25 protein-coding genes are annotated in these 22,187 nt (G+C 61.2%); 16 read left to right on the top strand and 9 right to left on the bottom strand.

What is annotated here, in order from left to right:
* The first annotated feature begins 2 nt into the window (after positions 1-2).
* The 15 genes from rpsK to V8J82_RS20085 all read left to right on the top strand — a co-directional run bounded on the left by rpsK (position 3) and on the right by V8J82_RS20085 (position 13,800).
* On the top strand, positions 3-392 hold the full coding sequence (gene rpsK / locus V8J82_RS20155; RefSeq protein ID WP_339978099.1) for a 30S ribosomal protein S11: 390 nt from the start codon (positions 3-5) through the stop codon (positions 390-392).
* Positions 393-500: 108 nt separating this feature from the next.
* The gene (locus V8J82_RS20150) at positions 501-1,517 is read left to right on the top strand and encodes a DNA-directed RNA polymerase subunit alpha (RefSeq protein WP_339978097.1); all 1,017 of its coding nucleotides are present in this window, start codon (positions 501-503) and stop codon (positions 1,515-1,517) included.
* A gap of 182 nt (positions 1,518-1,699) precedes the next feature.
* On the top strand, positions 1,700-2,110 hold the full coding sequence (gene rplQ, locus V8J82_RS20145) for a 50S ribosomal protein L17 (RefSeq protein WP_339978095.1): 411 nt from the start codon (positions 1,700-1,702) through the stop codon (positions 2,108-2,110).
* A gap of 400 nt (positions 2,111-2,510) precedes the next feature.
* Complete coding sequence (locus tag V8J82_RS20140; protein WP_339978093.1) at positions 2,511-3,122, top strand: helix-turn-helix transcriptional regulator; 612 nt, start codon at positions 2,511-2,513, stop codon at positions 3,120-3,122.
* Positions 3,123-3,201: 79 nt separating this feature from the next.
* Positions 3,202-3,789 (top strand): acyl-homoserine-lactone synthase, encoded by a 588-nt coding sequence (locus V8J82_RS20135; RefSeq protein ID WP_339978091.1) that lies wholly within the window; start codon positions 3,202-3,204, stop codon positions 3,787-3,789.
* Positions 3,790-3,823: 34 nt separating this feature from the next.
* Entirely contained in the window at positions 3,824-5,134 is a 1,311-nt protein-coding gene (locus tag V8J82_RS20130; protein WP_339978089.1) for a replication-associated recombination protein A, read from the top strand.
* Between the two features lie 31 nt (positions 5,135-5,165).
* Complete coding sequence (crcB, locus tag V8J82_RS20125) at positions 5,166-5,543, top strand: fluoride efflux transporter CrcB (RefSeq protein WP_339978087.1); 378 nt, start codon at positions 5,166-5,168, stop codon at positions 5,541-5,543.
* Positions 5,540-6,583, top strand: coding sequence for an RluA family pseudouridine synthase (locus tag V8J82_RS20120; protein WP_339978085.1), 1,044 nt, complete (start codon positions 5,540-5,542; stop codon positions 6,581-6,583). Before crcB ends, V8J82_RS20120 begins: the two co-directional genes overlap by 4 nt.
* Positions 6,580-7,257, top strand: a complete 678-nt coding sequence (locus V8J82_RS20115) for an HAD-IA family hydrolase (RefSeq protein ID WP_339978083.1) — start codon at positions 6,580-6,582, stop codon at positions 7,255-7,257. The genes V8J82_RS20120 and V8J82_RS20115 overlap by 4 nt, the downstream gene beginning before the upstream one ends.
* On the top strand, positions 7,254-7,967 hold the full coding sequence (locus V8J82_RS20110; protein WP_339978081.1) for an ATP12 family chaperone protein: 714 nt from the start codon (positions 7,254-7,256) through the stop codon (positions 7,965-7,967). Before V8J82_RS20115 ends, V8J82_RS20110 begins: the two co-directional genes overlap by 4 nt.
* A 234-nt stretch (positions 7,968-8,201) precedes the next feature.
* Positions 8,202-9,233: an amino acid ABC transporter substrate-binding protein gene (locus V8J82_RS20105; protein WP_339978079.1), complete on the top strand. Its 1,032-nt coding sequence runs from the start codon at positions 8,202-8,204 to the stop codon at positions 9,231-9,233.
* Between the two features lie 157 nt (positions 9,234-9,390).
* Positions 9,391-10,659: an amino acid ABC transporter permease gene (locus V8J82_RS20100; RefSeq protein ID WP_339978077.1), complete on the top strand. Its 1,269-nt coding sequence runs from the start codon at positions 9,391-9,393 to the stop codon at positions 10,657-10,659.
* 3 nt (positions 10,660-10,662) lie between these two features.
* Positions 10,663-11,985: an amino acid ABC transporter permease gene (locus tag V8J82_RS20095; RefSeq protein ID WP_339978075.1), complete on the top strand. Its 1,323-nt coding sequence runs from the start codon at positions 10,663-10,665 to the stop codon at positions 11,983-11,985.
* An 11-nt stretch (positions 11,986-11,996) separates the two neighbouring features.
* Positions 11,997-12,785 (top strand): amino acid ABC transporter ATP-binding protein, encoded by a 789-nt coding sequence (locus V8J82_RS20090; RefSeq protein ID WP_339978073.1) that lies wholly within the window; start codon positions 11,997-11,999, stop codon positions 12,783-12,785.
* Positions 12,786-12,789: 4 nt separating this feature from the next.
* On the top strand, positions 12,790-13,800 hold the full coding sequence (locus tag V8J82_RS20085; protein WP_339978071.1) for a DUF6985 domain-containing protein: 1,011 nt from the start codon (positions 12,790-12,792) through the stop codon (positions 13,798-13,800).
* On the opposite strand, the gene V8J82_RS20080 is transcribed toward V8J82_RS20085, so the two are convergent.
* From V8J82_RS20080 to yidC, 8 genes are all read right to left on the bottom strand, one after another.
* Positions 13,797-14,300 carry a SixA phosphatase family protein gene (locus tag V8J82_RS20080; RefSeq protein WP_339978069.1) on the bottom strand — a complete coding sequence of 168 codons (504 nt, stop codon included), beginning with the start codon at positions 14,298-14,300 and terminating at the stop codon, positions 13,797-13,799. The genes V8J82_RS20085 and V8J82_RS20080 overlap by 4 nt on opposite strands.
* Positions 14,297-14,944: a ferredoxin gene (locus V8J82_RS20075; RefSeq protein WP_339978067.1), complete on the bottom strand. Its 648-nt coding sequence runs from the start codon at positions 14,942-14,944 to the stop codon at positions 14,297-14,299. The genes V8J82_RS20080 and V8J82_RS20075 overlap by 4 nt, the downstream gene beginning before the upstream one ends.
* Before the next feature lie 3 nt (positions 14,945-14,947).
* Positions 14,948-15,805, bottom strand: coding sequence for an acetylglutamate kinase (gene argB / locus V8J82_RS20070; RefSeq protein ID WP_339978065.1), 858 nt, complete (start codon positions 15,803-15,805; stop codon positions 14,948-14,950).
* A 140-nt stretch (positions 15,806-15,945) separates the two neighbouring features.
* Entirely contained in the window at positions 15,946-16,722 is a 777-nt protein-coding gene (locus V8J82_RS20065; protein ID WP_339978063.1) for an ATP-grasp domain-containing protein, read from the bottom strand.
* A 6-nt stretch (positions 16,723-16,728) separates the two neighbouring features.
* Positions 16,729-17,376 carry a ribosome biogenesis GTP-binding protein YihA/YsxC gene (gene yihA, locus V8J82_RS20060; protein WP_339978061.1) on the bottom strand — a complete coding sequence of 216 codons (648 nt, stop codon included), beginning with the start codon at positions 17,374-17,376 and terminating at the stop codon, positions 16,729-16,731.
* Positions 17,373-18,011, bottom strand: coding sequence for a CatB-related O-acetyltransferase (locus V8J82_RS20055; RefSeq protein WP_339978059.1), 639 nt, complete (start codon positions 18,009-18,011; stop codon positions 17,373-17,375). Before V8J82_RS20055 ends, yihA begins: the two co-directional genes overlap by 4 nt.
* Positions 18,011-18,748: an MOSC domain-containing protein gene (locus V8J82_RS20050; RefSeq protein ID WP_339978056.1), complete on the bottom strand. Its 738-nt coding sequence runs from the start codon at positions 18,746-18,748 to the stop codon at positions 18,011-18,013. Before V8J82_RS20050 ends, V8J82_RS20055 begins: the two co-directional genes overlap by 1 nt.
* Positions 18,745-20,628, bottom strand: coding sequence for a membrane protein insertase YidC (gene yidC / locus V8J82_RS20045; RefSeq protein WP_339978054.1), 1,884 nt, complete (start codon positions 20,626-20,628; stop codon positions 18,745-18,747). The genes V8J82_RS20050 and yidC overlap by 4 nt, the downstream gene beginning before the upstream one ends.
* A gap of 192 nt (positions 20,629-20,820) precedes the next feature.
* Here yidC and V8J82_RS20040 point away from each other — a divergent pair, with 192 nt between their 5' ends.
* A complete protein-coding gene (locus V8J82_RS20040; RefSeq protein ID WP_339978052.1) occupies positions 20,821-21,306 on the top strand; it encodes a CIA30 family protein in 486 nt (161 codons plus the stop codon).
* Here V8J82_RS20040 and ttcA read toward each other — a convergent pair.
* Positions 21,300-22,139, bottom strand: coding sequence for a tRNA 2-thiocytidine(32) synthetase TtcA (gene ttcA, locus V8J82_RS20035; protein ID WP_339978050.1), 840 nt, complete (start codon positions 22,137-22,139; stop codon positions 21,300-21,302). The genes V8J82_RS20040 and ttcA overlap by 7 nt on opposite strands.
* Positions 22,140-22,187: the final 48 nt, after the last annotated feature.

Below are 22,187 nucleotides of genomic sequence, written 5' to 3'. Positions count from 1 at the left end.
CAATGGCTCGTGATCGCCGTCCCGCAAAGAAGAAGGTTTCCAAGAACATCGCCGCTGGCGTTGCGCATGTGAATTCTTCGTTCAACAACACCAAAATCCTGATCTCCGACGTGCAGGGCAATGCCATTTCATGGTCGTCCGCCGGTACGATGGGCTTCAAGGGCAGCCGGAAATCTACTCCGTTTGCTGCTCAGATGGCCGCCGAAGATGCAGGGAAGAAGGCGCAGGACCATGGCGTGAAAACGCTAGAGGTCGAAGTGCAAGGCCCCGGTTCGGGCCGTGAAAGCGCCCTGCGCGCTCTGGCCGCGCTTGGGTTCCAGATCACGTCGATCCGCGACGTGACCCCGATTGCCCACAATGGGTGCCGCCCGCCGAAACGCCGCCGCGTCTAAGCAGGTCTACATTCGCCGGGCTGCGCCATTTGGTGCGGCCCGGTGCCGTCATTTTTTCCTCGAGTGTGTTGGGGCTGGATCCCCCCGACACGAGCATGGAGGCGACGTATGATCCATAAGAATTGGCAAGAGCTGATCAAGCCCACGCAATTGGTTGTCCAGCCCGGCACCGACCCCGCCCGTAAGGCGACGGTTGTGGCCGAACCGCTGGAACGTGGCTTTGGTCTGACGCTCGGCAATGCGCTGCGGCGTGTCCTGATGTCCTCGCTGCAAGGCGCGGCAATCACCTCGGTGCAGATCGACGGTGTGTTGCACGAGTTCTCCAGCGTGGCTGGCGTGCGCGAAGACGTGACCGACATCGTTCTGAACCTGAAGGGCGTCGCCCTGCGGATGGAGGCCGATGGCCCCAAGCGCGTCTCGATCTCGGCCAAAGGTCCGCGGGTTGTCACGGCTGGCGATATCTCGGAATCGGCCGGCATTGAGGTTCTGAACAAGGACCACGTGATCTGCCACCTGGACGATGGCGCCGATCTCTATGTCGAGCTGACCGTCAACACCGGCAAAGGCTATGTGGCCGCCGATAAGAACCGGCCCGAAGATGCGCCGATTGGTCTGATGCCGATCGATGCGATCTACTCGCCGATCAAGAAAGTGTCCTATGACGTGCAGCCGACCCGCGAAGGTCAGGTGCTCGATTACGACAAACTGACGCTGAAGCTGGAAACAGATGGCTCTTTGTCGCCGGATGATGCCGTGGCCTATGCCGCGCGGATCCTGCAGGATCAGCTATCGATCTTCGTGAACTTCGACGAGCCCGAAAGCGCGTCGCGTCAGGAAGACGAGGACGACCTGGAATTCAACCCGCTGCTTCTGAAGAAGGTGGACGAGTTGGAATTGTCGGTGCGGTCTGCAAACTGCCTGAAAAACGACAACATCGTCTATATCGGCGATCTGATCCAGAAGACCGAAGCCGAGATGCTGCGCACCCCGAATTTCGGTCGCAAATCGCTGAACGAGATCAAGGAAGTGCTGTCTGGCATGGGTCTGCATCTCGGGATGGATATCGTGGATTGGCCGCCCGATAACATCGAAGAGCTGGCGAAGAAGTACGAAGATAACTTCTAAGGCCAGCGCCGGGTTAACCTCCGGTTAAGGAGTTTACAGCGGTAAACTCGGCATTTGTCGGGTTTACACCATCAAGACCGGGTCGGCGGCTTCCCCGCCAACCCCAAGGAGAGGGCCCCGCACGCATGGGGCCTCAGACAAAGTAAAATCGCCCGTAGAGGGCATCTGATTGGAGAAACAAAATGCGTCATGCTCGCGGATACCGCCGCCTGAACCGGACCCATGAACATCGCAAGGCGATGTTTGCCAATATGGCTGGGTCGCTGATTGAACATGAACAGATCAAGACGACCTTGCCCAAGGCCAAGGAACTGCGTCCGATCATCGAGAAGATGATCACGCTGGCCAAACGCGGGGATCTGCACGCGCGCCGTCAGGCCGCGGCACAGTTGAAGCAGGATGCCTATGTGGCGAAGCTGTTTGACGTGCTGGGCCCGCGCTATGCCGAGCGTCAGGGCGGCTATGTCCGCGTACTGAAAGCCGGTTTCCGCTATGGCGACATGGCGCCGATGGCGATCATCGAATTTGTCGACCGCGATGTCGATGCCAAAGGTGCAGGCGACCGCGCGCGCGTCGAAGCGGAAGAGGCGTAGTAGAACCGCCCCGCCCCACGCGACATCGGATCAATACACGGCAAAACAAAGCCCCCCGTGATGTCTCACGGGGGGCTCTTTACTCAAAATACCTACATAATTCTAATGTATTTGCGTCAGCTCAAGCGTTTGAAAGCCGACTTGTAGTTTGCGCCGTCATACACAACTTGCACCTCCCCAGAAGCAAGACGTGCTAAATCATCAGCTGGGACCGGCGTTTGGCCGATATACTCTAGAAGGTCACTACGCGCCCCAGACGACAATCTCATGAGACGCGCAAATAGATCGGGATCGATCTGTTTGGTCATTAGTCTCACCATGTCGTTTACAACGCATATCATCCATCTTGACCCTGTTTCAGACAACCTGTCTAAATGGACATGTACTTTTGGTGGGCCCCATGACGAAAGCTCCGGTTCTTGATTTGCTGCTACACGAGCTTTCGATGGCGGCCCCGGCGGGCTTCGCCGTCGGGCTGCATATTCGTTATGTGTCGCCGCTGATCATGGTGAACACCTACCCTGATGGTTGGCAGGAAGTGTATACCGCCAAGCTCTACGGATTGCGCGATCCGACGCTCGCCTGGGGGCTGAGCCATACCGGGACGCGTCGCTGGAGCCAGATTGGCTTGCCGGATCCATTCGGCATTCTGGCTGAATCCGCAGAATACGGCATGAAGTTCGGCATGATTGCCTCAATCGGGCCCATGTCGTCTCGCACGATTGCTGGGGCCAGTCGCGAGGATCGGGAATTCACCGATGCCGAGATGGACCTAGTTTATGGAATCGTGCACCGGATGCACGATTTATCCGAACCGCCGGCCCGCCTGTCCAAGGCGCAAGCCGACGCACTGAAATGCATCGCGGAGGGGGACCGCCATGCAGCTGCTGCCGCCAAACTTGGCATATCCGAAAGCGCGTTCAAGGCGCGCCTGACGTCTGCACGTCAGAAACTTATGGCCCGGACCACCGCCGAGGCGGTTCAACGGGCAAGGGAATACGGATTGATCTAAGTGGCCCGGTTGTGGCCATAGCATGAGAGCCTTCACCGCGGTGTGACCTGAACCCCAAGTCACGCCAATGGAGGCGCTTATGCAAACGACAACTCTGTCTTTCGACAATTTCCATCAACACGGCGCGTTGTTCACCAACATGCTGCGGGCCCGGCACCGGACCTTCATCGACGAGAAGGGCTGGGATATCCCGTCGGAAGAGGGGATGGAATTCGACCAGTATGACACCGCACAAAGCCGCTGGGTATGTGTCCATGACAAAGGCCGTGTGCTGGCCGGTGTGCGACTGACGCCCACAACCGCGTCCTGCGGCATCTACAGCTACATGGTGCGCGATGCGCAGCGCGGGCTGCTGGACACCATCCCCGCCAATCTGCTGGATGAGGACGCGCCGATTGCGGACCACATCTGGGACGCCAACCGCCTGTTCGTGGCCGAAGGCATCGATACCGAGATCCGGCGCGATGTGCAGATGTCGCTGATGGGTCATATGGTGCGCTCTGCGCGCTCGCTGGGGGCGACCACCCTTCTGGGCTTGCTGCCCATCGGTATCCCGCGTCTTGGCCGTCGTCTGGGCATCGATATGGAGCCCGGCGGGCCGGTGATGAAGATCTGCGGCGTGGCGCATCGCTGCTACTTCGTCTCGATGGCGTCGAAGATGCATTGAGGCCTATGGGCGCGCCGGGTTACTCTGGCGCGCCATGGCAGATTTGTTCGACACCGCTGAACCGGCCGCGGAACCCGCAAAAGGCCCCCGCCCCCTGGCGGACCGTTTGCGGCCTGCCTCGTTGCAGGATGTCATCGGGCAGGCCCATCTTCTGGGGCCAGAGGGCAGCCTGCGGGTGATGCTCGACAGTGGGGCATTGTCCTCCCTTGTCTTCTGGGGTCCGCCCGGCGTTGGCAAAACCACCATCGCGCGGCTATTGGCCGCCGAAACCGACCTGCATTTCGTGCAAATCAGCGCGATCTTCTCCGGCGTGCCCGAATTGCGCAAAGTATTCGAGGCCGCCAAGATACGTCGCGGTAACGGCCAGGGCACGCTTCTGTTCGTGGACGAGATCCACCGGTTCAACAAAGCGCAACAGGATGGCTTTCTGCCGCATATGGAAGACGGCACGATCCTTCTGGTCGGGGCCACAACCGAGAACCCGTCTTTTGAACTGAACGCCGCGGTGCTCAGCCGGGCGCAGGTCATGGTGCTGGAGCGTCTGTCCGATGAGGATCTGGAGGCGCTTTTGGCTCGGGCAGAGGCCGAATTGGGCAAGGCATTGCCGCTAGAGCCGCAGGCCCGCACCAGCCTGCGCGAGATGGCCGATGGCGATGGGCGGGCCTTACTGAACCTGGTGGAGCAGATCGCCGCCTGGAAGGTGGCGTCGCTGGGCACGGCCGCCCTGTCCGCCCGGTTGCAACGGCGCGCGGCGCAATACGACAAATCCGGCGATGCCCATTACAACCTGATCTCGGCCTTGCACAAATCCGTCCGCGGCTCGGACCCAGACGCGTCGCTCTATTGGTTCGCCCGGATGCTGGAAGGTGGCGAAGACCCGCGCTATCTGGCGCGGCGCATCACACGGATGAGCGTTGAGGATATCGGGCTGGCCGATCCACAGGCGCAACGGGTCTGCCTGGATGCTTGGGAAACCTATGAACGGTTGGGCTCGCCCGAGGGGGAGTTGGCCCTGGGCCAGGCCGTGACCTACCTAGCGCTCGCCCCAAAATCCAATGCGGGCTATGTGGCCTATAAGGCCGCCCGCGCCTCGGCCAAGTCCACCGGCTCCGCACCGCCGCCAAAGCATATCCTGAATGCCCCGACCGAGATGATGAAAGATCAGGGTTACGGGAAGGGTTACGAATACGATCACGATGCCGAAGACAGTTTTTCCGGCGCAAATTACTTTCCCGACACGATGTCGCGTGCTTCGTTCTACCAGCCCAAGGAACGCGGGTTCGAGCGTGATCTGAAAAAGCGCCTGGATTGGTTCGAAGGGCTCCGCAAGAAGCGGCAGCGTTGACATCCGGCTGCGGGCACCGCATCCCCCGCCTATGATCGCGATCCTGCAAGTTGCCCTTGGCGGTGCCGTTGGCGCCGTGCTTCGATACCTGACGGGGATCGGTATGATCCGCGTTTTCGGGCACACCGCCTTTCCCTTGCCGATCCTGACGGTGAATGTGGTGGGTTCTTTCCTGATGGGCCTCTTCGTGGTCGCCGCGGCCCATCGGGGGCTGACACATCTGTCGCCCTTGGTGATGACAGGTCTTTTGGGCGGCTTCACCACCTTCTCGGCCTTCTCGCTGGAGGCGGTCACGCTCTATGAGCGGGGCGATCTGGGTCAGGCGGCGCTTTATGTCGGCGCATCGGTTGTGTTGTCGATTGCGGGGCTCATGGCGGGCCTTTGGATCGCGCGGGGGATCTTCACATGAGTGGCGTGCAAACCCTGACGGTCGGCTCGGATGAGGGGGATCAGCGTTTGGACCGCTGGTTCCGGCGCCACTTCCCGCATATCCCGCATGGCCGGATCGAGAAGATGTGCCGCAAAGGTGAGATCCGCGTCGATGGCGGGCGGGTGAAGAGTTCGACCCGGGTGGAGGTTGGTCAACAGGTGCGGGTTCCGCCCCTGCCGGACAATGCCGCGCCCGTGACGCATCGCGCGCCGCTGATCAGCGAGGCCGACGCCCAAATGATCCGCCGTGCGGTGATCTACCGCGACGATCATATCCTTGCGCTGAACAAGCCGGCGGGCCTGCCGACCCAGGGCGGTACGGGCCAGAGCCGCCATGTCGACGGCTTGGCCGAGGCGCTGACCTTCGACCTGGAAGAGAAGCCGCGCCTGGTGCATCGCTTGGATAAGGACACGTCGGGTGTGCTGCTGTTGGCGCGGAATCGGTTGGGGGCCAAGGCGCTGACCGATGCGTTCCGCGCGCGTGAGACCCGAAAGATTTACTGGGCCGCTGTCGCGGGGACACCGCAGCCGCGGATGGGCACGATCAAATACGGGCTGGTGAAAGCACCCGGCCATGGGCGTGGCGGCGAGAATGAAAAGATGCGCGCGGTTCATCCCGACGAGGTACGCGATATCGACGGCGCCAAACGTGCTGAGACCGATTATGCGGTGCTGTCGAATCTGGGTGGTCGCGTCAGCTGGTGTGCGCTTGTGCCGGTCACCGGTCGGACCCACCAGCTGCGCGCCCATATGGCGGAGTTGGGCCATCCGATTATCGGCGACGGAAAATATGGCGGCAGCGGGCAAGAGAACCTTGGCGATGGTTGGGGCGCCCAATTGGGCGGAGAGATCAGCCGCAAACTCCATCTGCATGCCCGCTCGCTCAGCCTGACACATCCGATGACGGGCGCGCAGCTGCATTTGATGGCACCTCTGCCCGACCACATGGCGCGCACCTGGGAGACTTTGGGCTGGGCGCCTGCCGATGTATCCGACGACCCCTTCGAGGATCTGCAATGACGCTCCGCCTGGTTATCTTTGACGTCGACGGCACGTTGGTCGATTCCATTGCGTTCGTTGAGCGGGTGATGGCGGACGCACATCACGCATGTGGTCTGCCTTTGCCAGCGCCCGGTGCGGTGCGCGCCCTGGTCGGTGTTTCGCTGCCGGGCCTGCTGGCGCAACTGCACCCCGGATTGAGCGATACGGATCTGAACCGATTGCAGCGCAGCTATATGGATCTCTATGCGGCCGCCTCCTCCGAGGCGTCGGTTGATGTTTCGGCGCCCTTGTTTCCGGGTACGCGCGACATGCTGGAGGATCTGGCGCGGCATGACGATCTGCTCCTTGCCATCGCGACGGGTAAGTCGCGGCGCGGGCTGACGCGATTGCTCGCGCAGCATGAGATGGACGGGCATTTCGTCAGCACGCAGGTGGCGGATGACCATCCCTCAAAACCGCACCCCTCAATGGCCTTGACTGCGTTGGTCGAAGCGGGGGTTGCCGCGGAAGATGCGATCTTGGTGGGTGACACGACATTCGACATGGATATGGCGCGGGCGGCAGGCGTTTTTGGGGTTGGCGTTGGCTGGGGAAATCACGCCGCCGACCACGTGGCGCCGAGTGCGGATCACATGATTGATGATTGGCATGGCTTGCGCGAGCTGGTCGGCACACGATGGGGCATGGCATGACAGAGTGGAAGGCGAAGCGATTTTGGGATGCGGCCCATGTTGTGGCCACCGATAACGGGTTCAGCGTGCATCTTGATGCGCGGCCTTTGAATACCCCCGGCAAATTGCCCCTCGTGATGCCCAGCCGCGCCATGGCGGAGGCCGTCGCCACCGAATGGAACGCGCAGGAGGGGGCGATCCAGCCGCTGACAATGCCCGTCACGCGTTCGGCCAATTCCGCGGTCGAACGAGTCACCCCGCAACGGGCAGACGTGGCCGCGATGCTTGCATCCTACGGTGAGACCGATCTTTTGTGTTATCGCGCCGAAGATCCGGCGGAGTTAACGCAACGTCAGGCAGCTGGTTGGGATCCGCTTCTGGGCTGGGCCGAGCAGCGCTATGGTGCACGCTTGATCCTGGGCGCCGGTGTGGTTCCGGTGACGCAACCGCCAGCCTCAATCGCGGCTCTCGCTGAGACCGTTGCCGCCGTAGAGCCGTTTCCGATGACCGCTCTGCACGATCTTGTGACGCTGACCGGGTCGCTTATCCTCGGCCTGGCGGTCTCTGAGGGCGAAATTTCTGTAAGTCGCGCCTGGGACTTAAGCCGAATCGATGAAACGTGGCAGATCGAACAATGGGGCGCCGATGAGGAGGCCAGCGCGGCCGCAGCGGCAAAAGAATCGCAATTGCACCATGCCGCACGGTTCTGGGAATTGTCTTTTTCCGAATGACGTCTGTTCCGGCAGCCCCGCGTTTCCATTGCCCAAATTCAAGGCGACCGCTGCAATAAGCACCGGTTTCCCCAAAGAACCCCTAAGAAATCAAGGCTGCGAACCCTTGACCTTGTCCACAGGTTTTGGCCAATTTGTAGGCGGCGAGGGTGGACAAGGCTCTCCCGGCATATGCCAAGGCCCGACGGGCAAATAAAATGATCCCGAACGGCGATCCCACAGGAAGAGGTAATCATGAATAAATCCGTATTTCTCGGCACGCTTGCCATCGCTGGCGTTGCGGCTGGTGCTGCGGCAGCCGACGGCCACGCAGGTGGCACGCTGGCGCAGGTGCAAGAACGTGGCACGCTGAATTGCGGCGTTGCAACTGGTCTGACCGGTTTTGCATCCCCCGACGCAAATGGCGAATGGCAGGGCTTTGACGTTTCGGTCTGTCGCGCTGTTGCGGCGGCTGTTCTGGGCGATCCAAGCGCTGTTGAGTTTGTGCCTACGACCGGTCAAACGCGGTTCACCGCGCTGGCATCGGGCGAAATCGATATGCTCGCCCGCAACACGACCTGGACCTTCAGCCGTGATGTGGACCTGTCGTTCGAATTCGTCGGCGTGAACTACTATGACGGCCAGGGCTTTATGGTCCCGCGCGAGTTGGGCGTTTCGTCCGCGCTGGAGCTCGACGGCGCGACCGTCTGCATCCAGACCGGCACCACGACCGAGTTGAACCTGGCGGACTTCTTCGCCACGAACAACATGAGCTACGAGCCCGTGCCGATCGAGACAAATGCAGAAGCGCAGCAGCAGTACCTGGCTGGCGCCTGTGACGTCTACACCACCGATGCGTCGGGCCTAGCCGCGACACGCGCCACGTTTGAAGATCCCACAGCGCATGTCGTTCTGCCCGAGATCGTCTCGAAAGAGCCGCTGGGCCCGCTTGTGCGCCATGGCGACAACGATTGGGGCGATATCGTTCGCTGGACCCTGAACGCGCTGATCTCGGCGGAAGAGCTGGGTGTGACCTCGACCAATGTCGGCGAAATCGGTGGGTCCACCGACAACCCGGAAATCCGCCGTCTGCTGGGCACCGAAGGTGACCTGGGCGCGATGCTGGGTCTGGACGCTGACTGGGCCGCAACGGCCATCGGCGCCGTCGGCAATTACGGTGAAATCTTCGAGCGCAATATCGGCGAGTCGACCCCGATTGGCTTGGCCCGCGGGCTAAATGCCCAGTGGACCGATGGTGGCCTGCTCTACAGCCCACCATTCCGGTAAACATCTCAAAGGAAAGGGCGCGGGCTAAGGCTCGCGCCCTTTTCACATGGACGACCAATTCGCGCACAATAGCATACCGCCCCGGCCAAGAAGCCAACCCGACACGTATCGGGATATAATCCGCGGTATGGCGCACCAGTGACAGGGGGCCACGACGATGGCAACGATGACCGAACCGCCCAGCGAGGTGTTTCGACTAAGTCAGCTTATCTATGATACGCGATACCGGTCGATGACGATCCAAGTTGTTGCGTTTATTCTGATTATGTCTGGATTGTTCTACCTGGGCAGCAATGTCGCCCAGAACTACGAACGCGGCTTTGATTTTGGGTTTCTGGGGAACCGCGCCGGATACGACATCAACCAGCGTCTTATCGAATATACAAACGATTCCACCCATGGCCGCGCGGCGATTGTTGGTATTCTGAATACGCTTTTGGTGGCGGTTCTGGGCTGTATCACGGCAACGATCATCGGCGTGCTGATGGGTATCTTGCGCCTGTCCAACAACTGGATCGTGGCGAAGCTGGCCTCTGCCTATGTGGAAGGGTTCCGCAACGTTCCGCTTCTGCTGTGGATCCTGGTGATCGGCGCCATCATGACCGAAGCGATGCCTCAGCCGCGTGACTTCCGCGGCGATGATGCCGAGGCCAGTATGATCTTGGGCGAGAGTGTCGCATTTACCAATCGCGGGATCTACATCCCCAACGTGCTTTTCACGCGATCGCTCAGCGGAAATGAGGTCGATACCGAGACCGATGCAGCGATTGCCACTGCTAGCTTCGCCGATTGGGCCGTTATTCTGGTGGTGCTGGTGGCCGGTATCGTCGGGTCCGTGATCATCGGGCGCCGCGCACAGGACATTCAGGATCGCACCGGGGTTCGACCGCCTGGCACGTTCTGGCAACGGCTTGGCGTGATCGTCGTTCCGACCGCGATTGTGATGTTGGTTTTGGGCGCAACCTTGGATTTTCCGGAGTTACGCGGGTTCAACTTCTCGGGCGGTATTCACCTGCGCAATGCGCTGATTGCATTGTGGTTTGCCCTGGCGCTCTACACCGGTGCCTTCATTGCCGAGATCGTGCGCGCGGGCATCATGTCAGTGAGCAAAGGGCAGACTGAGGCATCTTATGCGTTGGGTTTGCGTCCATCCTGGACGATGAACCTGGTCATTCTGCCGCAAGCCCTGCGCGTCATCATTCCGCCGCTGATCTCGCAGTTCCTGAACCTGACGAAGAACTCGTCGCTCGCCATTGCGGTGGGCTACATGGACGTCCGCGCGACCTTGGGTGGGATCACCGTGAACCAGACCGGGCGCGAGTTGGAAGGCATCATGCTGTTGGGGCTGTTCTACCTGATCACCTCTCTGACGATCTCGGGTGCGATGAATATCTACAACTCCTCCGTCAAGCTGAAGGAGCGCTGAGCCATGAGCGATATGAACGCAAACCGCGCTTTTGTCCGCAGCGACATGCTGCCCGAGCAAGCTCCGCCAGCCTTGGAGACCGGAGTGGTGAAATGGCTGCGGGAGAATCTGTTTTCCTCGTGGATCAACACGATTCTGACCCTGGTGTCGTTTGCCCTGATCTACTGGGTGGCGCAGATCATCGTGCCTTGGGCCGTCTTTGGCATCTGGGATGCGGGCAGTCTGACCGAGTGTCGGGCCATCCGCGATGAGCTTTACGGTGTGTCGGATGGCCATGGCGGCGGCGTCGCGTGCTGGGCCGTCATCGCGGAACGCTGGCCGCAGATCATCTTCGGGTTTTATCCATCGGATCTGTACTGGCGCCCGATCCTGGCCTTTGCCCTGTTCTGGGTGGCTATCACGCCGGTCCTGTTCGAGGGCGCCCCGCGTCAACTGCTGGTCGTGACGGTCGCCTTCCCGTTTGTGGCCGTGGCCCTGCTTTGGGGTAATGTGGGCGGGCCCATCGCCGTCGCGCTGGGCTTTGCCTTGGGCTGGGCGATCTACAAGTTTGCGACGCCAGCTATCGGGCAATTGGCCGGGACGATCGCGACGATTGTGGTCCCCATCCTCTACTGGATTCTACTGTCGGGCTATATCGGCGACGGACTGTCAGCGATCCTGCCGGGGCTTGAGCCGGTCGGGTCTAGCCGCTTTGGCGGGTTCCTTCTGGCGCTTGTGATCGGCATCTCCTGCATCGTCCTGTCCTTGCCCATCGGCATCATGCTGGCCCTCGCACGGCAATCCGATCTGTTCATCATTAACAAATCGGCGGTCGTTTTCATCGAGGTCTTCCGCGGCGTGCCGATGATTGTCTGGCTCTTCTCGGCCTCGTTGCTGTTGGGCTATTTCTTGCCCGAGGGGATGGATCCTGACGATCTGGTGCGGGTGATCATCCTGATCACGCTGTTCTCGGCGGCCTATATCGCCGAGGTGATCCGGGGTGGTCTCGCCGCGTTGCCGCGCGGCCAATACGAAGGCGCTGATAGTCTTGGGTTGGACTACTGGCAGAGCATGCGTCTGATCATCCTGCCCCAGGCGTTGAAGATCTCGATCCCTGGGATCGTGTCGACCTTCATCGGCCTGTTCAAGGACACCACGCTGGTCGTCTTCATCGGTCTTCTGGATCCGTTGAAGGGCCTAAGTGATGCGATCCGCGCCACCACGGAATGGAATGGCATCTATTGGGAGTTGTTCATCTTCTCCGGCGCCATTTTCTTCATCTTCTGTTTTGGCATGAGCCAATATTCACAATATCTCGAGCGGAAGCTCGCGACTGATCGTCGGTAAGGAGGTCTCCCATGGCTATGGTTGAAGAACGGGCGATTGACCGCTCGCAAATGAAGGTTTCCGATGAGGTGGCCATCGAAATCACCGGGATGAACAAGTGGTACGGCACGTTTCACGTGCTGCGCGACATCAACCTGACGGTGCAACGCGGCGAGCGGATCGTGATCTGCGGGCCGTCGGGGTCCGGGAAATCCACGCTGATCCGGTGCATCAATGCGCTGGAGGAACATCAGCAGGGCTCGATCACCGTCGATGGGACGCTTCTGTCGAACGATCTGAAGAACATAGACAAGATCCGGTCCGAGGTTGGGATGTGCTTTCAGCACTTCAACCTGTTCCCGCATCTGACGATCCTGGAAAACTGCACGCTGGCGCCGATCTGGGTTCGGAAGACACCCAAGAAGGAAGCCGAAGAGACGGCGATGTATTTCCTGGAGAAGGTGAAGATCCCCGAACAGGCCGATAAATATCCCGGCCAGCTTTCGGGTGGTCAGCAGCAGCGCGTGGCGATCGCGCGGAGCCTGTGCATGCGTCCGCGGATCATGCTGTTTGACGAGCCGACCTCGGCCCTTGACCCGGAGATGATCAAAGAGGTGCTCGACACCATGATCGCGCTGGCCGAGGAAGGTATGACGATGCTGTGTGTGACCCACGAGATGGGCTTTGCCCGTCAGGTCGCGAACCGGGTGATCTTCATGGATGCGGGCCAGATCGTCGAGCAGAACGAGCCTGAGCCGTTCTTTACCAATCCCCAAAGCGAGCGGACCAAGCTGTTCCTGAGCCAGATACTGGGTCACTGACCCTGTGACAGCGGAATGGCTGCAACATCTGGGGGATTTGCAGTTCGCGCCGCCAGCTGAGCGTGAAGCTTGGCTGGCGGCGCATCCTTTGCGGGCGTTTCTGCAGGATCAACCCGTTGGAGAAATCCGACGCTCTGACATGAACGCGTTTAAGCCGCCCAAGGCAGGGGCGCAGCATCGCATGATCTTCCGTTGGAAATCCGGGGCGATGTTCATGAATGTGCGCTTGCCGTCTGACTTGACTTACAAGGGCCTGTCTTTTGTCGACGTTGGGGATGATCCACGGCGCTACGTGATCCGGTTTGAAACGGATCAAGGGACAATCACGACCAATCGGCAGGAACTGTCACAGACGATGGTGGTTTTTGGGCCCGGTGCGAAGCCGGATGAGGAGGAGTGGCGGCGCCGGTTCCTGTCGATGCGGAATGTGTTCAACGTGCCGATTGACCCGCCCGAGATGGAGGCCTTTGTGTCGCGCCACCTTGGCAAGGTTGAACCGGACAATTGGGGCGAGGCGGATAGCAGCCTGTCTGTCCCGCGCCTGTCAGCCAACCCGCTTGCGGTCCAAATCGAAGGCCTGGGTGCCGAAGATGCGGCCGACATCGATGCGGTTTTGGATCGGTTCGTGAACGATCTCGACGGACATTTGACCGGAGCGAGCGGCGCGGTGATACAAAACATGCGTGACTTCGCGGGCGCAGCCTACCGTGATCCCGATGGGCCGCCTTTGATCGGAGCGTCTCGCGACGATCTGTTCGAAGCGGCCCTTGCGGTGACCGAGCCGGACAGGATCTGGGGCCACGTGCAGCCGTATCTTCTTCGGATCCGCCGCGACGGGTATCCAGATGACCCGCCGGCTGAGCAGCGCGTGGCGGAAGGGCCGATTTATCTCACGCTGATCAGCCATTGCGATTGGGAGACCGAGCATGGTCTGGGAATGACTTGGCGGGATGGCGCGGTGCTGAGCGCCGTGGGCGATCACAGCGTGCGCCTGGAAGATGGCCGCGCGCCCTAGACCGGGTCCGGCAAATCCCGTGGCACGGCGAAATGGGCCACTTTGCCTTTGCCGATCTCAGACCAGTTGCTTTCTGCAAAGGTGAACACGGTGGTTGCGCCGGTCGGGTATTGATCGAATTGCGGATGGTCGGGCGGCGCGTCGGCGAGAGACCAGGCCAGGCTGGCGCTGCCGGGATTATGCGCGACCATGGCGACGACGGGCTGTGACGCTCCATGTAGCGCGGCCAGCATCTGCGACGGCTCCGCCAGGTAAAGCGACCGCGTGAGGGTTGGTGGGGGGGTGGGCGGCATGTGATCCGCAATCCCGGCCCATGTTTCGCGCGTGCGCATCGCATCGGAACAGAGGATTTCGCCGGGTATCAGACCAAGGTCGCTGAGAAAGACGCCGATCCTTGGGGCTGAGCGGCGCCCGCGGGCGTTGAGCGGCCGCGCGTGATCCTCGACCCCGGCTTGCCAGTCGGATTTGCAATGGCGGATCAGGATAAAGGTCAGCGTCATCGGTGGAAGTGTCGCATATGGTAGGCCGATTGGGCAGGGTCGCGATCAAAGCGCTGGCTGACGGGGCAGGCGCGGCGGGCCTTGCACCCGTTCTCCATGCAATCCGCGCCATCTTGCGTGTCCAGAAAGCTGTGGCAGGCGCTTGTGTCGTAGCCGTCCTCTGACAGGGCATCGACGGGGCACGCGGTTTCGCAAGGCGCGGCACAGAGCAGGCAGGGGGTGAGAGGCGGCGGTGGCAGGTCGATCCGTTCGCGTAGCGCCAGCGCGCCCCGGAAAGACACCATCAGGCCCTGGCGATCATGCACTAGAAGAGAGACCGGGCTGGCATGGATCGATCCGGTGCGCTTGGCCCAGGTGATAAAGGGATGCCAGGGCGGCCCCCCGAAGGGAAACAGAGGCTCGGCGCGCAATTGGATGGCCAGGGCGCCGATGGTGCGGGCCGACCAGCGGTCGACCATATCGGGCGCGCCATCCTGTGCTTCGGGTTGGGTTTGCAGGTGGCGCCAAAAGCCGGGCTCGCGCGGGGCGAGTATCACAAGGGTGCCGGTGCCGTCCGGTGCCATGTCATCGGGGCCGGGATGAAACGCCCCCACGACGCTAAGCTGACAATCGGCTGCGGCGTCGATGAGGGTGTCGTAATCCATGGGTTAGGTCCGGATCATCGAGCCTGCGCCGTGCTCGGTAAAGAGCTCCAGCAAGACGGCGTTGGGCACGCGACCGTCGACGATGGTGCAAGCGCGGACGCCCGCGCGCACGGCGGTCATCGCGGTTTCGGTTTTGGGGATCATCCCGCCCGCGATGGTGCCATCGGCTGTCATCGCCTCAATCTCGGCGGTGGTCAGTTCGGTGACCACATCGCCGTCTGCATTCTTCACCCCCGCCACATCGGTCAGCAGCAGCAGGCGGTCGGCTTGCAACGCGGCGGCGATGGCCCCCGCGGCGGTGTCGCCATTGATGTTGAAGGTCTCGCCGTCTTTGCCCAGGCCGAGGGGGGCCACGACCGGGATCATGTCATGCTGGAACAGGTTGTGCAGAACCGCTGGATCGACAGATTTAGGTTCACCCACAAAACCCAGATCGGGATCGGCGGGATCGCAGACGATCATATTGGCGTCTTTGCCGGAAAGCCCCACGGCGCGCCCGCCTTCGGCATTGATGGCCTGCACGATGCGTTTGTTGACGCGGCCGGAGAGCACCATTTCGACCACCTCGACCGTGGCCGCATCTGTGACCCGCTTGCCGTTCTTGAACGCGCTGTCGATATCGAGCTTGGCGAGCATCTGATTGATCATCGGGCCGCCGCCATGGACCACGACCGGGTTCACGCCCACCTGGCGCAGCAAGACCATATCGCGGGCGAAGCTGGCCATTTCCGCATCGTCGCCCATGGCGTTGCCGCCGAATTTCACCACGATGATCGCGTTATTGAAGCGTTGCAGATACGGAAGCGCCTCTGACAGGGTGCGGGCCGTAGCGATATAGTCGCGGGTCATTTGTTTTTTCATGTCGTTTGGGCGTTTCCAGCAATGGAGTCCTCAATAGGCAAAGGTCGCGCGCGTGTGAAGCGCCAGATTGGGGGCCAGCCCCCAAGCCCCCGGGGTATTTTGAGCCATTGGAAGGGGGCGCGGGTCGCTTTGATTAACGGCTAGAGCGCCTCGATGGCAGCGGCGAGTTTCACCAGATCGGCTGCATAGAACCCGGCGGCGTTGATGCAGTTGGTTTCCAGAAGGTGCAGGCCATCGGGTGTGCGACAGATATCGATGACATAGGCGCGGGCGTAGCCGGGGTTCAGATCGACCATATGCTGCGCGAAGGCGCGGGCATCTTCGTCGATCTCGGGGCGGTAGGTGACGCGCGCGCCCTCTTTGTAGAGCGACCAGGTCACGACTTGGCCATCGACCACCCAAACGCGCCATTCCTTCAGGATGTGCGCGGGCCGGGTCAGCATCAATTCGGTGTCGTGGCGCAATGCGCCATTGGGGATATCGGCGACGTCCAGCGCGAGGACCTTTTGCACCAAGTCGATGATCTCACCGGTTGAGCGGACCAGGCCGGCCACCTCTTTGCTGTCTTCGACCGGGCGGATGAACCATTGGGACCCGTCATCGACCAATTGGGCTGGAACATCGCAGAGCGTCAGGATCCGCGCGCCGGGCCCGTTCAGAAGGTAATCTTGCCACGGCGCCTCGCGCAGAAAGGGCGCGATGCGAAAGACGCCGGGTTCGAGATTGTGGGCCTCGGCGTAGCGCCACAGCGTGTAGGAGCCGAAGAAGACCACCGATTTGGGGTCGCGGATCTCGGGTGCCGGCATGATAAAGCCCACAAACGGGACAACCTTGTGCCAGCTATAGGTCAGGCCCAACCGGTCCAGCGCGGGCGCCAGTTTTTCGGTGTCGTCGAATTTCTTAAGGATCCATTGCATCGGTGTCTATAGCGTCGCGATGGTGGCGCGCAGCGTGGCGATGCCGATCCCTTTGTCCGATGAGGTCTCGATGATCTCAGGGAAGGCGGCGGGATGCTTTGCCAGCGCCTCCCGCGTGCGTTTCAACGCCGTCTCACGGTCTTTGCCCTTCACCTTATCGGCTTTGGTCAGCACCGCTTGGAAGGGCACGGCGGCCACGTCCAGAAGCGACATGATTTCTTGATCGACAGATTTCACGCCGTGCCGCCCATCAATCAGGACAAAGGCGCGGCGTAGATTGGCGCGGCCTTGCAGATAGGCTTTCAGGAGCGCCTGCCATTTGGCCACGACGGCCACCGGCGCCTCGGCATAGCCATAGCCCGGCAGGTCCACCAGGTAATGGCTGTCGGCGAGCGTGAAGAAGTTGATCTCTTGCGTGCGACCTGGCGTGTTCGAGGCGCGGGCCAGCGCTTTGCGCCCGGTAATCGCGTTGATCAGGGTGGATTTCCCGACATTCGACCGCCCGGCAAAGCAGACCTCGATCCGGTCGCCGGGGGGCAGGCCATCCATCGCGACGACGCCCTTGAGGAACTCGGCTCCGGTGGCGAAGAGCTTGCGCCCGCGTTCGGTCGTGGCGTCGTCGGGCGCGTCGGCGAGGGGGAAGGGCAGGGTCATTGCGCGTCTCTCAGGGCTGCGAGGTCGGCACCCCGGATCGCATTTAGATTACGGGTGATTTTCTCAACCGGCCAGTCCCACCAGGCAATGTCGAGCAGCGCGGCCACGGTCGCATCGTCGAAGCGTTGGCGCACCGGACGGGCGGGATTGCCTGCGGCGATGGTGTAGGGGGCGACATCGCCGCTGACGACAGCGCGCGCGCCAATGATCGCACCGGCGCCGATATTCACACCCGGCATCAGGACCGCGCCATTGCCGATCCAGACATCGGGCCCGATCACGGTATCGCCGCGCCCTTCGGCATTCACGTCTGCCGAGGAAACCCCCTGTTTCCAATCGTCCGAGAAGATGTCGAAGGGAAAGGTCGAATGGCCCGACATGGCGTGGTTGGCCCCATCCATGATGATCGTGGTCCCTGTGGCCAGTGCACAGAACGGGCCGATGATCAGCTTCGACGGCGAAAACTCGAAATGGTAGAGGACATTGCGGTCGAAGAAATGCTCGGGCCCGGCCGGGTCGTCGTAATAGGTGAAGCGCCCGACCTCGACGCGATCCCGGCCCTTGGCAATCGGCGCCAGAAAGGCGACCTGGTCGGTAAAGCCAAGGGGATGCAGTTGATCGGGATCAGGTCCCATCATGCCACGGTGACTATGTCGCCCGTGCGGATGGATCCGCTGATACGGGCCATGGCATAGACGCCGAAATCCGTGTGCCCCCATCCCTCAGATAGGGCACGCAGGGTGTCGGCGTCGCGCTTGCCAGTCTCGGGGTTGGCTTCTGTTGCCCGGCAGCGGGTGATGATTTCCATCACCTCCAGCCGCGTGTCGCCGATGGAGAGGATTTTGCCGACGAGGTCGAACTCTTCCCAGGGTGCCATTCCGTCGATCCAGAGATTGCCGCGGAACCGGCGTGGGTCGAGGTCTTGGCCGATTTTCTGCGAGAGCGCGCGTAACGACGATAGGTTCAACACTGAGATTGACGCGAAGGGCGCATCCGACATGCCCTGGGGTGGGGACTTCACCAAGGTCGCTGCCGGGCGACGCTCTGCTGGATAGATCGGCGCCAGCCAATCGATCAGGGTCTGCGCATCGCCGGTCGGATCGACGCTCAGGTCTGGGCGGTCGGGATGGCTCAGATGGATCAGGTCGCCGTCGACATGGGCACTGACAGCCATCAATGACGGACCCTTGGCCCCGCGCAAAAAGTTCCGGCAGGACCTCCAGCCGTCAGAGGCATCGCCGCCTTCCTCCAGCATGGCCCAGGCGCGATCCAAAGGCAGCGGCAGATCGGGCGTCAGATCGACCGCGCGCAGCCGCTCCGCCCCGATCCCCTTGATCGGATAGCGCCAAATCTGATCCAGCGACCAGGTCATGCGCTGTCTTTTGGCTTGCGCTGGAAGCTTTTGCGGATATTTCCGAAGACATCGGGCTTAAAACCCTGGCTGCGCATGATCAGGTATTGCTGCGTAAAGGTCAGCGTGTTGTTCGCAATCCAGTAGACCAAGAGGCCGCTGGCAAACCCGCCCAACATGAACATGAAGACCCAGGGCAGCCAAGCGAAGATCGCGGCCTGTGTCGGGTCGGTGGGCGCCGGGTTCAGCTTTTGCTGTAGCCACATCGAGATGCCCAGAATGATCGGCAGAATGCCGATGAAGATCAATGCCATGATCGATTCCGGGTCGGGCGCCGCGTTCGGCAACAGGCCAAACAGGTTGATGATCGAGGAGCTGTCAGGGGCTGACAGGTCATTCAGCCAGCCGAAGAACGGCGCATGGCGCAGTTCCAGCGTGACGAAAATCACCTTGTAGAGCGAGAAGAAGATCGGGATTTGCAACAGGATCGGCAGACACCCACCTGCCGGGTTCACCTTGTTCTTCTTATACAGCTCCATCATGCCGCGCTGCATCTTTTCGCGGTCGTCCCCAGCGCTTTCCTTCAGCTTCTCCATCTCGGGCTGAAGCTCTTTCATCTTCGCCATCGAGACATAGGATTTGTAGGCCAGCGGGAAGAGGATTGCTTTGATGATGAAGGTCAGGCCGATGATCGCCCAGCCCATATTGCCGATGGCGGCATTCAGCCAATGCAGCATCCAGAAGATCGGCTTGGTGAGGAAGTAGAACCACCCCCAATCGATGGAATCGATGAAGCGTTCGACCTGCAATGCCTCGGGATCATGTTCGGCGCCAAAGACCGCGCCCAGCCAACCGGGCTCGCGGTTCTCATAGTCGCGGATCACCTCGGCCTCTTTTGCACCTGCAAAGAGGTTCGTGGTCACCTCGACCGTCTCGCCAGCGGCCACGACCATGTAGGGCAGGCGGGCTTCGGTCTGATAGATATCGGCGTTGGGGACGTATTTGGTGACCGAGACGAAGGGCTGGTCATTGCCCGGGATCAGCGTGGTCATCCAGTATTTATCGGTGAAGCCGATCCAGCCATTGGCTTCGACATCGACGACCTCGGCGGGGACCCCTTCGCGGGTCACAACATCGAGTTCGGTTATGTTGTCGTAGCTGATCTCAGACAGGTCCCCGTCCACCTTACGCACGACACCTTCGTGCAGGATGAAGAAATTCTGTAGGTCCGAAGGTAGACCGTGCCGCGCAACGATGCCGTAGGGGGCCAGGTTCACATCACCTTCGCCGGTATTCTCGACCGATTGGGTGACCTGGAACATGTAGTTTTCATCGAGTTCGATGGTGCGGCGGAAGATCAAACCATTGTCGTTGTCCCATACCAGGGTCACGGGGCTGTCGGGGGTCAGCGTGTCACCGGTTTCGATCTCCCAAGGGGTGTTGGAGGTCGGCACCTCGTCATAGGAGATGCTCCCCGAGGGGGTCCAACCATAGAGCGCGTAATACGGGTCGTCGGTGCCCACCGGCGAGAGCAGGCGCACAATCTCGTCGCTGTCGATCTCGGTGGTGTAGTTGCGCAGCGACAGGTCGTCGATCCGACCGCCCAGCAGAGAGATCGAACCTTCGACAACGTCGCTTTCGATCGGAACGCGGGCGGCTTCGGCCAAGCCAACCTCGGTCTGGGCTTCGGTTTCGGCGGCGGCGGGCGTGCCCTCGGCAGTGATCGGCGGTGTCAGCGCGATGTCGGTGTCGGTCACAGGCGCCGTGCCGGTTTCGGCCGTTTCGGGCGGCAACGCGTTGGGATCTTCGATCTCGGGCGGTGGGAACAGGATGAACCACACAAGGATGACTACAAAGCTTAAGCCTGTGGCCAGGATCAGGTTTCTGTTCTGATCGTCCATGTCGGTGAAAACCCCTCTGTTGAACCGGCCCGAAATGCCTGTCTTGCAAGGCCCTTCCTAGGTGGGGCCGAGTCCCCGGGGTTCAACAGATTGAGGGGAGAAAGGTCAAGGGGGGAGTTCCGCGCAGGCAACGGGTTGTTATCCGGCGCGCGACAGGTTTGCATGGCGCGGCGCGCCGCGAGGAGGATCACGATGATTGAATTCGAAAGCTTTGAGGATAATCCCGCGGCCCGTTGGACCTATGTCGCCGATGGTGTCATGGGCGGTGTGTCCGAGGGGCAAATTCGCTTTGCCGAGACGGATGACGGCCCGGCGGTCCACCTGAGCGGAGAGGTGAGCACTGAAAACAACGGCGGGTTTATTCAAGTCCGTCGGCGCTTTGACGGTGGCTGGCCTGCGACGGCCAGCGGTCTGTCGATCCGCGTGCGCGGAAACGGCGAAACCTACTACATCTTTCTGCGCACGCATGGGTTGGCGCGCGTCTGGTTTTCCTATCGCTTTGCGTTTCGGGCCGAGGAGGCATGGCGTGATATCGACATGCCATTCAGCCAATTCACGCCGTCCCATCCGGGCATGCCTGCCGATTTTGATCCGGCCTTGGCGCGCGGGATTGGTCTTGTTGCCTATGGCGACGATTACGAGGCCGATATCTGGCTCAGCCGGGTGTCGCTTTACTGATCGGCACGGTTCTTGGGGGAGAGCCCTGCGAAGTCGAACAGAGAAGGGTCCAGCAGATGCGAAGGGCGTGCGCTCATCAATGCTGAGAACATCTTGCCGCGGCGGCCGGGGCTGCGGGCCTCCCACTCATCGAGCATGCCTTTGATCTGCTGGCGTTGCAGGCCGTCCTGGCTGCCACAGAGGTCGCATGGGATGATCGGATAACTCATCGCGTGGGCAAACCGCTCACAATCGGCTTCGGCCACATGGGCCAGCGGGCGCAGCACCATCAGGTCGCCTTCATCATTCACCAGCTTGGGCGGCATCGTGGCGAGTTTGCCGCCATGGAAGAGGTTCAGAAAAAACGTTTCCAGAATATCGTCGCGGTGGTGGCCGAGCACCACGGCGCTGCAGCCTTCCTCGCGCGCGATCCGGTAGAGGTTGCCGCGCCGCAGCCGCGAGCACAGCGCGCAATAGGTCCGGCCCTGGGGCACCTTGTCGATGACGATGGAATAGGTGTCCTGGTATTCGATCCGGTGCGGGACGCCCATCTTCTCCAGAAAGGTGGGCAGAACGGTTGCCGGGAAACCCGGTTGGCCCTGATCCAGATTGCAGGCCAGGATATCCACAGGCAGCAACCCGCGCCATTGCAGCTCGGTCAGGATGGCGAGCAGGGTGTAGCTGTCCTTGCCGCCCGACAGGCAGACCAGCCAGCGGTCGCCTTTCGTGACCATCCCATAGCGGTCAATCGCCTCGCGCGTGTCGCGCACCAGGCGCTTGCGCAGCTTCTTGAACTCGGTCGTTGAGGGCGCGCCGTGGAACAGCGGGTGGATGTCATCGGTGTCATCAAGCATGGCGTCGGCTTACGTGCGCGCGGTGGCAGGCGTCAAGCACCGCGAAAG

The organism is Gymnodinialimonas mytili (assembly GCF_037544085.1).
Taxonomy (GTDB): domain Bacteria; phylum Pseudomonadota; class Alphaproteobacteria; order Rhodobacterales; family Rhodobacteraceae; genus Gymnodinialimonas; species Gymnodinialimonas mytili.
Note: the sequence above shows the minus strand (reverse complement) of the source record. Positions and strands in the feature narration are given on the sequence as shown.

What these genes read in the sequence shown, in the direction of transcription:
- rpsK (WP_339978099.1), top strand. Translation starts at nt 3, where the DNA reads ATGGCTCGTGATCGCCGTCCCGCAAAGAAGAAGGTTTCCAAGAACATC.
- V8J82_RS20150 (WP_339978097.1), top strand. Translation starts at nt 501, where the DNA reads ATGATCCATAAGAATTGGCAAGAGCTGATCAAGCCCACGCAATTGGTT.
- rplQ (WP_339978095.1), top strand. Translation starts at nt 1,700, where the DNA reads ATGCGTCATGCTCGCGGATACCGCCGCCTGAACCGGACCCATGAACAT.
- V8J82_RS20140 (WP_339978093.1), top strand. Translation starts at nt 2,511, where the DNA reads ATGACGAAAGCTCCGGTTCTTGATTTGCTGCTACACGAGCTTTCGATG.
- V8J82_RS20135 (WP_339978091.1), top strand. Translation starts at nt 3,202, where the DNA reads ATGCAAACGACAACTCTGTCTTTCGACAATTTCCATCAACACGGCGCG.
- V8J82_RS20130 (WP_339978089.1), top strand. Translation starts at nt 3,824, where the DNA reads ATGGCAGATTTGTTCGACACCGCTGAACCGGCCGCGGAACCCGCAAAA.
- crcB (WP_339978087.1), top strand. Translation starts at nt 5,166, where the DNA reads ATGATCGCGATCCTGCAAGTTGCCCTTGGCGGTGCCGTTGGCGCCGTG.
- V8J82_RS20120 (WP_339978085.1), top strand. Translation starts at nt 5,540, where the DNA reads ATGAGTGGCGTGCAAACCCTGACGGTCGGCTCGGATGAGGGGGATCAG.
- V8J82_RS20115 (WP_339978083.1), top strand. Translation starts at nt 6,580, where the DNA reads ATGACGCTCCGCCTGGTTATCTTTGACGTCGACGGCACGTTGGTCGAT.
- V8J82_RS20110 (WP_339978081.1), top strand. Translation starts at nt 7,254, where the DNA reads ATGACAGAGTGGAAGGCGAAGCGATTTTGGGATGCGGCCCATGTTGTG.
- V8J82_RS20105 (WP_339978079.1), top strand. Translation starts at nt 8,202, where the DNA reads ATGAATAAATCCGTATTTCTCGGCACGCTTGCCATCGCTGGCGTTGCG.
- V8J82_RS20100 (WP_339978077.1), top strand. Translation starts at nt 9,391, where the DNA reads ATGGCAACGATGACCGAACCGCCCAGCGAGGTGTTTCGACTAAGTCAG.
- V8J82_RS20095 (WP_339978075.1), top strand. Translation starts at nt 10,663, where the DNA reads ATGAGCGATATGAACGCAAACCGCGCTTTTGTCCGCAGCGACATGCTG.
- V8J82_RS20090 (WP_339978073.1), top strand. Translation starts at nt 11,997, where the DNA reads ATGGCTATGGTTGAAGAACGGGCGATTGACCGCTCGCAAATGAAGGTT.
- V8J82_RS20080 (WP_339978069.1), bottom strand. Translation starts at nt 14,300, where the DNA reads ATGACGCTGACCTTTATCCTGATCCGCCATTGCAAATCCGACTGGCAA.
- V8J82_RS20075 (WP_339978067.1), bottom strand. Translation starts at nt 14,944, where the DNA reads ATGGATTACGACACCCTCATCGACGCCGCAGCCGATTGTCAGCTTAGC.
- argB (WP_339978065.1), bottom strand. Translation starts at nt 15,805, where the DNA reads ATGAAAAAACAAATGACCCGCGACTATATCGCTACGGCCCGCACCCTG.
- V8J82_RS20065 (WP_339978063.1), bottom strand. Translation starts at nt 16,722, where the DNA reads ATGCAATGGATCCTTAAGAAATTCGACGACACCGAAAAACTGGCGCCC.
- yihA (WP_339978061.1), bottom strand. Translation starts at nt 17,376, where the DNA reads ATGACCCTGCCCTTCCCCCTCGCCGACGCGCCCGACGACGCCACGACC.
- V8J82_RS20055 (WP_339978059.1), bottom strand. Translation starts at nt 18,011, where the DNA reads ATGGGACCTGATCCCGATCAACTGCATCCCCTTGGCTTTACCGACCAG.
- V8J82_RS20050 (WP_339978056.1), bottom strand. Translation starts at nt 18,748, where the DNA reads ATGACCTGGTCGCTGGATCAGATTTGGCGCTATCCGATCAAGGGGATC.
- yidC (WP_339978054.1), bottom strand. Translation starts at nt 20,628, where the DNA reads ATGGACGATCAGAACAGAAACCTGATCCTGGCCACAGGCTTAAGCTTT.
- V8J82_RS20040 (WP_339978052.1), top strand. Translation starts at nt 20,821, where the DNA reads ATGATTGAATTCGAAAGCTTTGAGGATAATCCCGCGGCCCGTTGGACC.
- ttcA (WP_339978050.1), bottom strand. Translation starts at nt 22,139, where the DNA reads ATGCTTGATGACACCGATGACATCCACCCGCTGTTCCACGGCGCGCCC.